12 protein-coding genes are annotated in these 15,827 nt (G+C 55.5%); 6 read left to right on the top strand and 6 right to left on the bottom strand.

Annotation, left to right across the window (positions count from 1 at the left end; all coding sequences use genetic code 11):
• Positions 1 to 15: 15 nt before the first annotated feature.
• The gene (locus V4835_RS02740) at positions 16 to 1,518 is read left to right on the top strand and encodes a helicase HerA-like C-terminal domain-containing protein (RefSeq protein WP_259386962.1); all 1,503 of its coding nucleotides are present in this window, start codon (positions 16 to 18) and stop codon (positions 1,516 to 1,518) included.
• On the opposite strand, the gene V4835_RS02735 is transcribed toward V4835_RS02740, so the two are convergent.
• The gene (locus V4835_RS02735) at positions 1,498 to 2,439 is read right to left on the bottom strand and encodes a TIGR01212 family radical SAM protein (RefSeq protein WP_331411139.1); all 942 of its coding nucleotides are present in this window, start codon (positions 2,437 to 2,439) and stop codon (positions 1,498 to 1,500) included. The genes V4835_RS02740 and V4835_RS02735 overlap by 21 nt on opposite strands.
• A gap of 687 nt (positions 2,440 to 3,126) precedes the next feature.
• On the opposite strand from V4835_RS02735, the gene gltB reads away from it, so the two are divergent.
• The 3 genes from gltB to V4835_RS02720 all read left to right on the top strand — a co-directional run bounded on the left by gltB (position 3,127) and on the right by V4835_RS02720 (position 9,510).
• The gene (gene gltB / locus V4835_RS02730; RefSeq protein ID WP_331411138.1) at positions 3,127 to 7,587 is read left to right on the top strand and encodes a glutamate synthase large subunit; all 4,461 of its coding nucleotides are present in this window, start codon (positions 3,127 to 3,129) and stop codon (positions 7,585 to 7,587) included.
• 9 nt (positions 7,588 to 7,596) lie between these two features.
• A complete protein-coding gene (locus V4835_RS02725) occupies positions 7,597 to 9,015 on the top strand; it encodes a glutamate synthase small subunit (protein WP_063143594.1) in 1,419 nt (472 codons plus the stop codon).
• A gap of 270 nt (positions 9,016 to 9,285) precedes the next feature.
• On the top strand, positions 9,286 to 9,510 hold the full coding sequence (locus V4835_RS02720; protein WP_331411137.1) for a hypothetical protein: 225 nt from the start codon (positions 9,286 to 9,288) through the stop codon (positions 9,508 to 9,510).
• 444 nt (positions 9,511 to 9,954) lie between these two features.
• On the opposite strand, the gene sspB is transcribed toward V4835_RS02720, so the two are convergent.
• The 5 genes from sspB to zapE all read right to left on the bottom strand — a co-directional run bounded on the left by sspB (position 9,955) and on the right by zapE (position 13,672).
• Positions 9,955 to 10,455 (bottom strand): ClpXP protease specificity-enhancing factor, encoded by a 501-nt coding sequence (gene sspB, locus V4835_RS02715; RefSeq protein WP_331411136.1) that lies wholly within the window; start codon positions 10,453 to 10,455, stop codon positions 9,955 to 9,957.
• 5 nt (positions 10,456 to 10,460) lie between these two features.
• Positions 10,461 to 11,099 carry a stringent starvation protein SspA gene (gene sspA / locus V4835_RS02710; protein WP_023333624.1) on the bottom strand — a complete coding sequence of 213 codons (639 nt, stop codon included), beginning with the start codon at positions 11,097 to 11,099 and terminating at the stop codon, positions 10,461 to 10,463.
• Between the two features lie 308 nt (positions 11,100 to 11,407).
• Positions 11,408 to 11,800: a 30S ribosomal protein S9 gene (gene rpsI / locus V4835_RS02705; protein WP_003860436.1), complete on the bottom strand. Its 393-nt coding sequence runs from the start codon at positions 11,798 to 11,800 to the stop codon at positions 11,408 to 11,410.
• 15 nt (positions 11,801 to 11,815) lie between these two features.
• Entirely contained in the window at positions 11,816 to 12,244 is a 429-nt protein-coding gene (gene rplM / locus V4835_RS02700) for a 50S ribosomal protein L13 (protein ID WP_006178824.1), read from the bottom strand.
• Between the two features lie 303 nt (positions 12,245 to 12,547).
• Entirely contained in the window at positions 12,548 to 13,672 is a 1,125-nt protein-coding gene (gene zapE, locus V4835_RS02695; RefSeq protein ID WP_331411135.1) for a cell division protein ZapE, read from the bottom strand.
• A gap of 189 nt (positions 13,673 to 13,861) precedes the next feature.
• Here zapE and zapG point away from each other — a divergent pair, with 189 nt between their 5' ends.
• Complete coding sequence (zapG, locus tag V4835_RS02690; protein ID WP_008502832.1) at positions 13,862 to 14,260, top strand: Z-ring associated protein ZapG; 399 nt, start codon at positions 13,862 to 13,864, stop codon at positions 14,258 to 14,260.
• 172 nt (positions 14,261 to 14,432) lie between these two features.
• Positions 14,433 to 15,800 (top strand): serine endoprotease DegQ, encoded by a 1,368-nt coding sequence (gene degQ / locus V4835_RS02685; RefSeq protein ID WP_063143596.1) that lies wholly within the window; start codon positions 14,433 to 14,435, stop codon positions 15,798 to 15,800.
• The last annotated feature ends 27 nt before the right edge of the window (positions 15,801 to 15,827 follow it).

Here is a 15,827-nt window from a genome sequence, read left to right as displayed (position 1 = left end):
GAGAGGAAGCGCATCATGAGTACACCATTGTTAATTGCCCGGACGCTGGAAAAAGAGCTGTATTTACTGCCCGCAATGGCGAACCGCCACGGCCTGATCACCGGAGCGACCGGGACGGGGAAAACCGTCACCCTGCAAAAGCTGGCGGAGTCGCTTTCGGAGATTGGCGTACCGGTCTTTATGGCTGACGTGAAAGGCGATTTAACCGGTGTGGCTCAGGAAGGAACGGCCTCTGAAAAACTGCTCGAACGGCTGAAGAATATTGGCATCACGGACTGGACGCCGCACAACAATCCGGTGGTGGTGTGGGATATCTTTGGTGAGAAAGGCCATCCGGTGCGCGCTACCGTCTCCGATCTCGGCCCGCTGCTGCTGGCCCGTCTGCTTAACCTCAACGACGTGCAGTCCGGCGTGCTGAATATTATCTTCCGCATTGCCGACGATCAGGGACTGCTGCTGCTTGATTTCAAAGATCTGCGCGCCATTACGCAGTACATCGGCGATAACGCAAAATCCTTCCAGAACCAGTACGGCAATATCAGCAGCGCTTCGGTGGGCGCCATTCAGCGTGGGTTGCTGACCCTGGAGCAACAGGGTGCCGAACACTTCTTCGGCGAGCCGATGCTGGATATCAAAGACTGGATGCGCACCGACAGCAGCGGCAAAGGCATCATCAACATTCTGAGTTCAGAGAAGCTCTACCAGATGCCAAAGCTCTACGCCGCCAGCCTGCTGTGGATGCTCTCGGAACTGTACGAGCAGTTACCGGAAGCAGGCGATCTGGAAAAACCGAAGCTGGTGTTCTTCTTTGACGAAGCGCACCTTCTGTTTAACGACGCGCCGCAGGTGTTGCTGGATAAAATTGAACAGGTCATTCGCCTGATACGCTCCAAAGGGGTCGGCGTCTGGTTTGTTTCGCAAAACCCGTCGGATATTCCGGATAACGTGCTCGGCCAGCTCGGTAACCGCGTGCAGCACGCCCTGCGCGCCTTTACGCCGAAGGATCAGAAAGCGGTGAAAGCCGCCGCGCAAACCATGCGCGCCAATCCGGCCTTTGACACCGAAGCGGCGATTCAGGCGTTAGGCACCGGTGAAGCGCTGATCTCGTTCCTGGATGCGAAGGGCAGCCCGTCCGTGGTGGAACGCGCCATGGTGATCGCGCCCTGCTCCCGCATGGGGCCGGTTACCGACGATGAACGTAACGGCCTGATTAACCACTCTCCGGTTTACGGGAAGTACGAAGACGAGGTGGATCGCGAGTCCGCGTTCGAGATGCTGCAAAAAGGGGTGCAGGCGACCACCGAATCGCAGGATGCGCCTTCCGCTAAAGGGCAGTCTGTCGCCGTAGATGACGGTATTCTCGGGGGGCTCAAAGACATCCTGTTCGGCAGTACCGGGCCGCGCGGCGGCAAGCGCGACGGCGTGGTACAAACCATGGCGAAAAGCGCTGCACGGCAGGTCACCAATCAGATAGTGCGCGGCATGCTGGGAAGTTTATTAGGCGGCCGTCGCCGGTAGACGGGGAACCCACGGGCGGTCAAGCGCCGCCCCCTGTACACCGTTCTCCTGTAGATAGCGGTCGATTTCCAGCATCCCCGTCCAGCGGTTCTCACACCATAGCGGTGCCAGAAGCGTTGGACGCCGGGCGCTGGCCGAGATGCGGTGGTAGACAATTTCCGGCGGCGTGTGGCGAATCATCTCCCCCGCCGTCACCGTATAATCCTCTAGCGCAATACCGCTTAACCGCCCCGCTTCCCAGGCTTTCGCCATGATGCTTCCCGTAACGATATGCAGCGGGTGCAGCTTAATGCCGTCCACGCCGGTCTCAACCACCTTTTCCAGCGTTTCAAGGCCATGCTGTTGACCTTCACCGGGTAACCCAACAATCAGGTGTGAACAGACCTTCAGCCCTCGCTCACGGGCCAGGCGCGTGGTGCGCTGGTAGCAGGCAAAATCATGGCCACGGTTAATGCGGTGCAGGGTTTTGTCGTGCGCGGTTTGCAGGCCCAGCTCCAGCCAGACCTCGTAGCCTTGTTCTTTGTACTCGCTGAGCAGGTCCAGCACCGCCTCCGGTACGCAGTCCGGGCGCGTGCCCACGCACAGCCCAACGATGTTAGCCTGGCTGACGGCCTGCTGATACATAGAGCGCAGCACCTGCACCTCCGCCCACGTGCTGGTGTAGGCCTGGAAATAGGCCAGATATTGCTTCGCGCGGTTCACCAGGCTCGCCTGATGGGCAAGCTGTTCAGCGATAGATTTATGCTGCTGGGCTTCGTCAGCAAAGGACGCAACGTTACAGAAGGTGCAGCCGCCGCGCCCGATGGTGCCATCGCGATTCGGGCAGCTAAACCCGCCGTGCAGCGTCAGCTTATGAACCTTTTGCCCGTACCGCTGCAAAAGATCCCCACCAAACATATTGACTAATTTCTGTAACTGCATAATCTGATAGACCGTCCCGGAGAAAGGGGACAAGCCTGCCACTTTTAGCCTCTGTCGGCGATGACCTGGATCAATCGCCCTGGACGGCCTTTATCTATATGAATAAATACTCAGGATTACTGCAATTTCATTCACGCTATTCGTGATTACTTTTCCTTATGTTCTGATTGTTTTTTTCATTTATAGCGCCATCACTGAAAAACAGTGGCTTTATGCGGGTTTGCAGTCAATGCCAGATTAATATTCTGCTATAAAACTGCTATTCAGCACGCTACATTGATAATACCGCTTTCATATAGTGAGTCAGATCACACTCCGCTGCGTCCTGCCAGGGCATACAATCAATGTAAAAATAGTTAAATTCCCTTTAATTACAAAAAGATAAACTCTCTTTAGCACATTTTTGTATAAATAAGATTGCCATTTGACCTGTGTACCAATTCCCGATAAGTTGGAAATCCGCTGGAAGCTTTCTGGATGAGCGGCCTGCTCATCATATTTATGCAGTAATTGAGATTCCCTCTGAAGCAAGTCCTCAAACTTGTTTACCTGCGCGAAAGGATGAAAAAGAGGGCGAATGCGAGGTCCGCGTATGATACGCAAACCCCGTCGCCATGCTCTTTCTGTGCCTGTGCGCCACGGTTAAGTTCAGTGGGAAGCCCGACGAGCCTGGGGAGGTTCACTGATATGTTGTACGATAAATCCCTTGAGAAGGATAACTGTGGTTTCGGCCTGATCGCCCACATAGAAGGCGAACCTAGCCACAAGGTAGTGCGTACTGCTATTCACGCACTGGCCCGAATGCAGCACCGTGGCGCTATTCTTGCCGATGGTAAAACCGGCGACGGTTGCGGCCTGCTGCTGCAAAAACCGGATCGTTTCTTCCGCATCGTAGCGGAAGAACGCGGCTGGCGTTTAGCCAAAAACTACGCTGTCGGCATGCTGTTCCTGAATCAGGATCCTGAAAAGGCTGCCGCGTCACGCCGCATCGTCGAAGAAGAACTTCAGCGTGAAACCCTGTCGATTGTCGGCTGGCGCAATGTGCCAACCAACGAAGGGGTGCTCGGTGAAATCGCCCTCTCCTCGCTGCCTCGTATTGAACAGATTTTCGTTAACGCGCCTGCGGGCTGGCGTCCACGTGATATGGAACGCCGTCTATTTATCGCCCGCCGCCGCATTGAAAAACGTCTCCAGGACGATAAAGAGTTCTACGTTTGTAGTCTCTCTAACCTGGTGAACATCTATAAAGGTCTGTGTATGCCGGCTGACCTGCCGCGCTTCTACCTGGACCTGGCGGACCTGCGTCTGGAATCGGCCATTTGCCTGTTCCACCAGCGCTTCTCCACCAACACCGTTCCACGCTGGCCGCTGGCTCAGCCGTTCCGCTACCTGGCGCACAACGGCGAGATCAACACCATCACCGGTAACCGCCAGTGGGCCCGCGCCCGTACCTATAAGTTCCAGACCCCGCTGATCCCTGACCTGCACGATGCCGCGCCGTTCGTGAACGAGACCGGCTCTGACTCCAGCTCAATGGATAACATGCTGGAACTGCTGCTGGCAGGCGGGATGGACATCGTGCGTGCCATGCGTCTGCTTGTGCCACCGGCCTGGCAGAACAACCCGGATATGGACCCTGAGCTGCGCGCGTTCTTCGACTTTAACTCCATGCACATGGAGCCGTGGGACGGCCCGGCGGGCATCGTCATGTCCGACGGTCGTTTTGCTGCCTGTAACCTGGACCGTAACGGTCTGCGTCCGGCGCGCTACGTCATCACCAAAGACAAGCTCATCACCTGCGCCTCTGAGGTCGGTATCTGGGATTACCAGCCTGACGAAGTGGTCGAGAAGGGCCGCGTCGGTCCGGGCGAGCTGATGGTTATCGACACCCGCGGTGGGCGCATTCTGCACTCTGCCGAAACCGATCACGATCTGAAAAGTCGCCATCCGTACAAAGAGTGGATGGAGAAGAACGTGCGTCGCCTCGTGCCGTTCGAAGATTTATCGGATGAAGAAGTGGGTCGTCGCGAACTGGACGACGATATGCTTGCGAGCTTCCAGAAACAGTTTAACTACAGCGCGGAAGAGCTGGACTCTGTTATTCGCGTACTGGGTGAAAACGGCCAGGAGGCGGTCGGCTCCATGGGGGATGATACCCCGTTTGCCGTGCTCTCCAGCCAGCCATGCATCATTTACGATTACTTCCGTCAGCAGTTCGCGCAGGTCACCAACCCGCCGATCGACCCGCTGCGTGAAGCGCACGTGATGTCGCTGGCGACCAGCATCGGTCGCGAGATGAACGTCTTCTGCGAGGCCGAAGGCCAGGCGCACCGTCTGACCTTTAAATCGCCGATCCTGCTGTACTCCGATTTCAAACAGCTCACCACCATGAAAGAGGAGCACTACCGCGCCGACACGCTCGACATCACTTTTGACGTGAACGAAGCGAGCCTCGAAGAGACGGTGAATGCGCTGTGTGACAAGGCCGAACAGATGGTGCGTAACGGTACCGTTCTGCTGGTGCTGTCCGACCGTAATATCGCGAAAAACCGTCTGCCGGTGCCTGCCCCCATGGCGGTTGGCGCTATCCAGACGCGTCTGGTCGATAAGAGCCTGCGCTGCGACGCCAACATCATTGTTGAAACCGCCAGCGCCCGCGACCCGCACCACTTTGCCGTGCTGTTAGGCTTCGGTGCGACGGCGATCTACCCGTACCTGGCCTACGAAACGCTGGCCCGTCTGGTGGATACCCGCGCGATCGACAAAGATTACCGCGCGGTGATGCTGAACTACCGTAACGGCATCAACAAAGGTCTGTACAAGATCATGTCCAAAATGGGCATCTCGACCATTGCCTCCTACCGCTGTTCGAAGCTGTTTGAAGCGGTCGGCCTGCATGACGAGGTCGCCAACCTCTGCTTCCAGGGCGTGGTCAGCCGCATCGGCGGCGCCGGTTTTGCTGACTTCCAGCAGGATCTGGTGAACCTGTCCAAACGCGCGTGGCTGGCACGTAAGCCGCTGGATCAGGGCGGTCTGCTGAAATACGTTCACGGCGGCGAGTATCATGCCTACAACCCGGACGTGGTGCGCACGCTGCAGCAGGCGGTTCAGAGCGGCGAATACAGTGATTACCAGCAGTACGCTGAGCTGGTAAACAACCGTCCGGCGGCAACGCTGCGCGACCTCATTGCCCTGAACCCGGGTGATGAAGCGGTCAGCATTGACGAAGTTGAGCCTGCATCCGAACTGTTCAAACGCTTCGATACCGCGGCGATGTCCATCGGCGCGCTGAGCCCGGAAGCCCACGAAGCGCTGGCGGAAGCCATGAACAGCATCGGCGGCAACTCCAACTCCGGCGAAGGCGGTGAAGATCCGGCGCGTTACGGCACCAACAAGGTGTCCCGTATCAAGCAGGTGGCATCCGGCCGCTTTGGCGTGACCCCTGCGTACCTGGTCAACGCCGACGTGATTCAAATTAAAGTCGCTCAGGGTGCTAAGCCGGGCGAAGGCGGTCAGCTGCCGGGTGATAAAGTTACCCCGTACATCGCCAAACTGCGCTATTCCGTGCCGGGCGTGACGCTGATCTCTCCGCCGCCGCACCACGATATCTACTCTATCGAGGACTTAGCGCAGCTGATTTTCGACCTGAAGCAGGTCAACCCGAAGGCGATGATCTCCGTGAAGCTGGTTTCCGAACCGGGCGTCGGCACCATCGCCACCGGCGTGGCGAAAGCCTATGCGGATCTCATCACTATCGCCGGCTACGACGGCGGTACCGGCGCAAGCCCGCTCTCCTCCGTGAAATATGCGGGCTGCCCGTGGGAGCTTGGCCTGGTGGAAACCCAGCAGGCGCTGGTGGCTAACGGTCTGCGTCACAAAATCCGCCTGCAGGTGGACGGTGGCCTGAAAACCGGCCTCGACATCATCAAAGCGGCGATTCTGGGCGCTGAAAGCTTCGGCTTCGGTACCGGCCCAATGGTTGCGCTCGGCTGTAAATACCTGCGTATTTGCCACCTGAACAACTGCGCAACCGGCGTTGCGACCCAGGACGAGAAGCTGCGTAAGAACCACTATCACGGTCTGCCGTTCAAAGTGACCAACTACTTTGACTTCATCGCCCGCGAAACCCGCGAGCTGATGGCGCAGCTGGGCGTTAAACGCCTGGTGGACCTGATTGGCCGTACCGACCTGCTGAAAGAGCTGGAAGGCTTCACCGCTAAGCAGCAGAAGCTGGAGTTGAGCAAACTGCTGGAAACCGCGCAGCCGCACCCTGGCAAAGCGGTCTACTGCACCGAGAACAACCCGCCGTTTGATAACGGCGTGCTGAACGCGCAGCTGTTGCAGCAGGCGAAGCCGTACGTGGACGACAAGCAGAGCAAAACGTTCTGGTTTGATATCCGCAACACCGACCGCTCCGTGGGCGCCTCCCTTTCCGGTTATATCGCGCAAACGCACGGTGACCAGGGGCTGGCAGCGGATCCGATTACCGCGCACTTCAGCGGCACCGCGGGTCAAAGCTTCGGCGTCTGGAACGCAGGCGGCGTTGAGCTGTACCTGACCGGCGATGCCAACGACTACGTCGGTAAAGGCATGGCGGGCGGTCTGCTGGCGGTGCGTCCTCCGGTCGGCTCAGCCTTCCGCAGCCACGAAGCCAGCATCATCGGTAACACCTGCCTGTACGGCGCGACCGGCGGTCGTCTGTTTGCAGCAGGCCGTGCGGGCGAGCGTTTTGCGGTGCGTAACTCCGGTGCTATCACCGTGGTGGAAGGCATTGGCGATAACGGTTGTGAATACATGACGGGCGGGATTGTTTGCGTAATGGGTAAAACCGGCGTGAACTTCGGCGCGGGCATGACGGGCGGTTTTGCGTACGTCCTGGACGAAGACGGTGAGTTCCGCAAACGCGTGAACCCGGAGCTGGTGGAAGTGCTGGACGTTGATACGCTGGCTATCCATGAAGAACACCTGCGCGGCTTGATTACCGAACACGTGCAGCATACCGGTTCTTCGCGCGGCGAAGAGATCCTGGCGAACTGGCCGGCGTTCTCGGCGAAATTCGCGCTGGTTAAGCCGAAGTCCAGCGATGTTAAAGCCCTGTTGGGTCACCGTAGTCGTAGCGCAGCAGAGCTGCGCGTGCAGGCGCAGTAAGGAATTCAGATGAGCCAGAACGTATACCAGTTTATCGACCTGCAGCGTGTTGATCCGCCAAAGAAACCGCTGAAGATCCGCAAAATTGAATTTGTTGAAATCTACGAGCCGTTTTCAGAAGGTCAGGCCAAAGCGCAGGCAGACCGCTGCCTGTCCTGCGGTAACCCTTACTGCGAATGGAAATGTCCGGTACACAACTACATCCCGAACTGGCTGAAGCTGGCCAACGAAGGGCGTATTTTTGAAGCCGCCGAGCTGTCTCACCAGACCAACACCCTGCCGGAAGTGTGCGGCCGCGTGTGTCCTCAGGACCGTCTGTGCGAAGGCTCCTGTACGCTGAACGATGAGTTCGGTGCGGTGACCATCGGCAACATCGAGCGCTATATCAACGATAAAGCGTTCGAGATGGGCTGGCGTCCGGATATGACCGGCGTGCGTCAAACCGACAAGCGCGTAGCCATCATCGGCGCGGGCCCGGCGGGCCTGGCCTGTGCGGATGTGCTGACCCGCAACGGCGTCAAGGCGGTAGTCTTTGACCGTCATCCGGAAATCGGCGGTCTGCTGACCTTCGGTATCCCGGCCTTCAAGCTGGAAAAAGAGGTCATGACCCGCCGCCGTGAAATCTTCACCGGCATGGGCATTGAGTTCAAATTGAACGTGGAAGTGGGCCGCGACGTGCAGCTCGACGACCTGCTGAAGGATTACGATGCCGTGTTCCTTGGCGTAGGCACCTATCAGTCCATGCGTGGCGGTCTGGAGAACGAAGACGCACCGGGCGTGTTTGACGCGCTGCCGTTCCTGATTGCCAACACCAAGCAGATCATGGGCTATGGCGAAACCGCCGATGAGCCGTTCGTCAGCATGGAAGGCAAACGCGTGGTGGTGCTGGGCGGCGGTGATACCGCGATGGACTGCGTGCGTACCTCCATTCGTCAGAATGCGGCACACGTGATCTGCGCCTACCGTCGTGACGAAGAGAACATGCCGGGCTCTAAACGCGAAGTGAAAAACGCGCGTGAAGAGGGCGTGGAGTTCCAGTTCAACATCCAGCCTCTGGGTATTGAAGTGAATGCCAACGGTAAAGTGAGCGGCGTGAAGATGGCGCGCACTGAGATGGGGGCACCGGACGCGAAAGGCCGTCGTCGCGCGGAGATCGTCGCCGGTTCTGAACACGTGATCCCGGCCGATGCCGTGGTGATGGCGTTCGGTTTCCGTCCTCACAGCATGGAGTGGCTGGCGAAGCACAGCGTCGAGCTGGATTCACAGGGCCGCGTCATCGCGCCAGAAGGTAGCGATAATGCGTTCCAGACCAGCAACCCGAAAATCTTCGCCGGTGGCGATATCGTTCGCGGTTCTGACCTGGTGGTAACGGCGATTGCCGAAGGCCGCAAGGCGGCTGACGGCATACTGAACTACCTGGAAGTGTAATACTGGTTGAACATGCGGTTTATGATCACCGCATGTTCAACCCCCCTTCTTTCTCCCCATTCAATTCCAGGCTTATTCCTTCAGCCTGAGATTTATTACGATCCATTGCATGATAAGCCTTTATTAACGATCCGTAATTAACTTTAAATCGTGAACGCAATCGTATATCCACAACAAATAAATAGTTAAGTATTGAAGCGTAAGTTCATATAGCGCAGTAATAGAAGAGCGGCGTAATATCTGCGCCGTAAACAAAAGGGATTTGAAATAATGGTCAAAAAACATGCCTATGTAGAATATCGCCCTAAATCAACGAGTGAGGATGAAGAAGTTATCCATCATGTGGTGATTGTTGACGGCGAAGAGATACATACAGAGAAAACGCAGGAAAAGGCTGCTGATTGGGCTTTGGAAAAGGGTTATGCGGTTCACGTCGCCCGCGAACGCCATCTTAAGGACTTAGATCAACCGCCTTTGTTCCGTGTATATCCCTAGGGCAATTAGATGTCCCTTGTAATACACCTCGGGATCAAAACCTAAATGTGCGCTATTTAAAAGCCCTTCGGGGCTTTTTATTATGTCTTTAACCGGAGTGATTTTTAGGAGCAAACACAACCGCATATGTGACATTTATGTCCGGACATATCGATAATAATATTCACCAAAAGCATAGATATTTAAATTAATATTCACAGTTAATATCATTGCATTCTCAAATATGAAACGACAAATAATATCATCAAAATAGATTGTGTAATTCTGGACCGGCACCTCTTTGCTGCTGATACATTGATGTCGCAGTGCATGGCGTAAGGCTGGTGGCTATGCCCCAACTTGTTACCAGAATGAAGTCACCGCTGAAATGATAAAAGAGTGGCGGGAACGTAACAGCTAATCGCTCTAAGCAGAAAGCAAAACAGGCCCAATGGGCCTGTTTGATTATTTAACAACGCGTAATGCGGGGCGACCACCACGCGGTGGTGGCGGGTCGTCATCAGGATCGTTGTCATCAGCATGATCCGGTTTATCTCCATCAATAATGGACATCACCGTCTCACTTTCAGTACCTGATGCCGACTCGTCATCATTCAGGCTGGCAACATCTTCATCATATGCCGCTTCCGGCTCGAACATGGTACCTGCACCGTTTTCACGGGCGTAGATAGCCAGCACCGCTGCCAGCGGTACGGAGACCACGCGCGGCACGCCGCCGAAACGCGCGTTGAAGCGCACTTCATCGTTTGCCAGCTCCAGGTTACCCACCGCGCGCGGGGCTATGTTCAGTACGATTTGCCCGTCACGCGCGTATTCCATAGGAACCTGCACGCCCGGCAACGTCACATCCACAACCAGGTGCGGCGTGAGCTGGTTATCCAGCAGCCATTCATAGAAGGCGCGCAGCAGATACGGACGGCGTGGGGTAAGTTGTGACATTTCCACAGTCATTAGCCTCGGCCGAGACGCATTTCACGTTCCGGTTCAGTTAAGGATGCCAGGAAAGAGTCGCGTTCAAATACGCGAGTCATATAGCCCTTCAGCTCTTTCGCGCCAGGACCGCTGAACTCTACGCCCAGGGTTGGCAGACGCCACAGCAGCGGTGCGAGGTAGCAATCCACCAGGCTGAACTCATCGCTCAGGAAGAATGGTTTCTGACCAAACACAGGCGCGATTGCCAGCAGCTCTTCACGCAGCTGCTTACGCGCAGCGTCGGCTTCAGAAGCGGAACCGCTAACGATCACGTTCATCAGCGAGTACCAGTCTTTTTCGATACGCTGCATGTACAGGCGGCTTTCACCACGCGCGACAGGGTAAACAGGCATCAGTGGCGGATGCGGGAAACGCTCATCCAGATATTCCATAATGATACGGGATTCCCACAGGGTCAGCTCGCGATCCACCAGCGTCGGCACGCTTTGGCTCGGGTTGAGATCGATCAGATCCTGAGGCGGGTTATCCTTTTCCACATGCTCGATCTCAAAACTGACACCCTTCTCGGCCAGCACGATACGAACCTGATGGCTATAAATGTCAGTAGGACCAGAAAACAGCGTCATTACCGAACGTTTGTTGGCAGCGACAGCCATGAAAACCTCCAGGTATATTCAGAATTTTTACTGCTACCAGCCCAACAGGGGCCAGCCAGATGTTGTATCGCCCATCCCAGAGAAAACACATTGTTCAAGAAACGAACAAAAATCGAGTATTCACCGATATTTGGGCAGAAAATTGGATGATAGTTTACCAGATTTTGATGGCTTTGTGGTGAGGGGATTCTGGAAATGTGGAAAAAGAGAAGATATATGCATGGAGATTGTGGATAACCTACGCATTATCCATAAAAAAACCCGCCGAAGCGGGTTTTTCGCCAATCGTTCTGCGTAAGCAGAATGGATTAACGTTTGGAGAACTGTGGACGACGACGTGCTTTACGCAGACCCACTTTCTTACGTTCAACCTGACGCGCGTCACGAGTAACGAAGCCAGCTTTACGCAGTTCAGAACGCAGGGATTCGTCGTACTCCATCAGAGCGCGGGTGATACCGTGACGGATCGCACCTGCCTGACCGGAGATACCACCACCTTTAACGGTGATGTACAGATCCAGTTTTTCTACCATATCAACCAGTTCCAGCGGCTGGCGAACTACCATGCGGGCAGTTTCGCGACCGAAGTATTGTTCCAGAGAACGCTGGTTGATTACGATTTTACCGCTGCCCGGTTTGATGAAAACGCGAGCTGCGGAACTTTTGCGGCGACCAGTGCCGTAGTATTGATTTTCAGCCATTGCCTATAATCCCGATTAGATGTCAAGAACTTGCGGTTGCTGTGCCGCGTGGTTGTGCTCGTTGCCTGCGTAAACTTTCAGTTTACGGAACATAGCACGACCCAGCGGGCCTTTTGGCAGCATGCCTTTAACCGCGATTTCAATCACACGCTCAGGACGGCGGGCAATCATCTCTTCAAAGGTCGCTTCTTTGATACCACCGATGTGGCCGGTGTGGTGATAGTACACTTTGTCAGTACGCTTGTTGCCGGTTACAGCAACTTTATCAGCGTTCAGAACGATGATGTAATCACCGGTATCAACGTGCGGAGTGTATTCCGCTTTATGCTTACCGCGCAGGCGACGAGCCAGTTCAGTAGCCAGACGGCCCAGAGTTTTACCGGTCGCGTCAACAACATACCAGTCGCGCTGTACGGTTTCTGGTTTAGCTGTAAAAGTTTTCATTAAAAGCTTACCCAAATAAATAAGTTACACGTTGGTGAACACCCAAACGTTTAGTCAGTTGAGGCTCACACGACAAAGTCCGGCAAACCTACCCCTTCGAATAGCACATGCCGACACATAGAAAGTTTTGGGAAAAAAACCTTCTCGTAACGTGGGGTCGCAAGATTATAGAGAAGTTGAGGTCAAAGATCGACCCTTAAATGCGATTGAAATTGGGTTTTTCGAGGGCGTGGAAAATGCCGGGTGGCGGCTGCGCCTTACCCGGCCTACAAGGTTCCTTTCTCAGGGAGAGGGTGGCATTTGTTACGGCATATGCTCCAGCTTCAGGTATTCCTCGCTCTGCATCTCCTGCAGGCGCGACAGGCAGCGCTGGAACTCAAACTTCAGCCGCTCGCCCTGGTAAATCTCATATAAAGGTACCTCGGCGCTGACCACCAGCTTAACGTGGCGCTCATAAAACTCGTCCACCAGCGCAATGAAGCGCCGTGCTTCACTCTCCATCAGCCGCGTCATCACCGGTACATCCAGCACCATCACGGTGTGGAACAGACGCGAAAGCGCAATGTAGTCATGCTGGCTGCGGGCATCCACGCAGAGCGTCGTAAAAGAGACCGCCAGCGTTTGGTTTTCTACGCCGAGGGTGGGCAGCGGGCGATGGTTAATCTCGAGTTCCGGGGCGTGCTCGCGTTTTGCCCCCGCCAGCGCCAGCCAAAGTGCATCCATCTCGCGGGTGGTCTCTGCATTTAATGGTGAAAGCCACAGGTGCGCCTGGGTCAGCGTGCGCAGACGATAATCGACACCGGCATCGACGTTCATGATGTCACAGTGCTGCTTGAGGGCATCAATGGCGGGCAGGAAGCGTGCCCGCTGCAGGCCGTTACGATAGAGCTCATCCGGCGGGATATTCGACGTGGCCACCAGCGTGATACCGCGGGCAAATAACGCTTTCATCAGGCCGCCTAACAGCATGGCATCGGTGATGTCAGACACAAAAAACTCATCGAAACAGAGCACGTCCGTTTCCGCCTTGAACCTGTCGGCTACAATCTCCAGCGGATCGCTTTTGCCCTGCAGTGCGGTCAGCTCTTCATGCACCCGCAGCATAAAACGATGGAAGTGCAGACGCTGTTTACGTGCGCCAGGCAGGCTCAGATAGAACAGGTCCATCAGCCAGGTTTTTCCGCGACCGACCCCGCCCCACATATATAAACCGCGAACCGGCGCGTGAGCCTGTGGCGCTTTTTTACCGAGCAACCGCCCAAATGCCGCCTTTAGCCCACCGTTCTGTTCAACTTCAGCGGGTTTTGCAGTCAGCTCCTGATAAATCATCTCCAGACGGTTTACCGCCTCACGTTGGACGTCATCAGGCTGATGAGTGCCCTCGTTAAGGGCCAGTTGATATCGCGATGCAGGGGACAGGTTTTGCATAATCTTATTGTTATTCCTTCAATTAACGCTCACCAGCAGACGTGACTGATGAAAAAAAGGCCGTTCTACACTACGCGATGATACGTCAGGATTCCACTTCTGCGGAAATAGCGGTTATAGTGGCATTATCAGGCACAGGCAGGAGCCGAGCCAACACCCTACGGAACAACAAGACAACGGGAGAAGTTCATGACCTGGGAATATGCGCTAATCGGTTTAGTCGTCGGCATCGTCATCGGTGCTGTGGCCATGCGTTTCGGTAATCGCAAATTGCGTCAGCAGCAGTCACTGCAGTACGAACTGGAAAAGAACAAAGCAGAGCTGGAAGAGTATCGTGAAGAGCTGGTCAGCCATTTTGCCCGTAGCGCCGAGCTGCTGGACAACATGGCGACCGACTATCGCCAGCTGTATCAACATATGGCAAAAAGCTCCAGCAGCCTGCTGCCGGAAATGACCGCGGAAACCAACCCGTTCCGCAACCGTCTGGCTGACTCTGAAGCCGGTAACGATCAGGCACCCGTTCAGATGCCTCGCGATTATTCCGATGGCGCGTCCGGCCTGCTGCGCGGCGGTGTAAAACGCGATTAATCGCACAACCTGAATTTATTTTACGGGCGCAGCGATTGCGCCCGTCCTTTCTTGATGACCCCAGCTATCATTTAGTTAAACACCTCATTGTTCAGCGGTTTAAAATTCAATAACATCAACGTGTTTTTTGGGGCCGTTTTTCCTTTATTCCAGGTTACGAGAGTCAACATCGATGAAGAAAAAAAACCAGCTGTTGAGCGCTATCGCGTTAAGTGTCGGGTTATCTCTCTCGGCGTCCGTCCCTGTATTCGCCGCCATTCCCACCCAGGTGCCCGGCCAGGCGGCCATTCCAAGCCTCGCACCCATGCTGGAAAAAGTGTTGCCTGCGGTCGTCAGCGTTCAGGTTGAGGGCACCGCAGTACAAAGCCAGCGCGTCCCTGAAGAACTGAAAAAATATTTTGGCGATGAGTCTCCGGACCAGCAGGCGCAGCCTTTTGAAGGCCTGGGTTCTGGCGTCATTATTGATGCGGCAAAAGGCTATATTCTGACCAACAATCACGTCATCAGCCAGGCCGATAAAATCAGCGTCCAGCTGAACGATGGCCGCGAATTTGATGCCAAACTGATCGGCGGCGACGACCAAAGCGACATCGCGCTATTGCAGGTTCAAAACCCGAGCAACCTGACCCAGATTGCCATCGCGGACTCCGACAAACTGCGCGTCGGCGATTTTGCCGTCGCCGTGGGCAACCCCTTTGGCTTAGGGCAAACCGCCACCTCCGGGATCGTCTCGGCACTCGGACGCAGCGGCCTCAATCTCGAAGGGCTGGAAAACTTTATCCAGACCGATGCCTCAATCAACCGCGGGAACTCCGGTGGAGCATTGCTTAACCTTAACGGCGAGCTGATTGGGATCAACACGGCGATTCTGGCTCCGGGCGGCGGCAGCATCGGGATCGGTTTTGCTATCCCCAGCAATATGGCCAAAACGCTGGCGCAGCAACTCATCCAGTTCGGTGAAATCAAACGCGGACTGCTGGGGATTAAAGGTATGGAGATGAGCGCGGATATCGCAAAAGCGTTCAACATCAACGTACAGCGCGGGGCGTTTGTCAGTGAAGTGCTGCCAAACTCCGGCTCGGCAAAAGCGGGGGTGAAATCGGGTGATGTGATCGTCAGCCTGAACGACAAACCGCTGAGCAGCTTTGCAGAACTGCGTTCGCGGATTGCCACAACGGAACCTGGCGCCAAAGTGAAGCTGGGCCTGATACGTGACGGTAAGCCACTGGACGTTGAAGTGACGCTGGATAAGAGCACCTCTTCCTCGGCCAGTGCGGAGCTTATCGCTCCGGCGCTGCAAGGGGCTACGTTGAGCGACGGGCAGCTGAAGGACGGCACGAAAGGCATTAGCATCGACACCGTCGAGAAGAGCAGCCCTGCGGCACAGGCTGGACTGCATCAGGATGACGTGATCATCGGTGTAAACCGCAATCGCGTGCAGTCCATTGCTGAACTGCGCAAGGTGCTGGAAAGTAAACCGGCGGTTATTGCCCTGCAGGTCATGCGTGGCAATGAGTCCATCTATATTCTGTTGCGCTAAGCATTTGCGACCCGGACATCACCGCTG

The sequence above is a fragment of the Enterobacter cloacae complex sp. CARB60 genome (assembly GCF_036487345.1).
GTDB lineage: Bacteria > Pseudomonadota > Gammaproteobacteria > Enterobacterales > Enterobacteriaceae > Enterobacter > Enterobacter asburiae_D.
The sequence above is the reverse complement of the archived record's forward strand: the minus strand, read 5'-3'. Positions and strand labels throughout refer to the sequence as shown.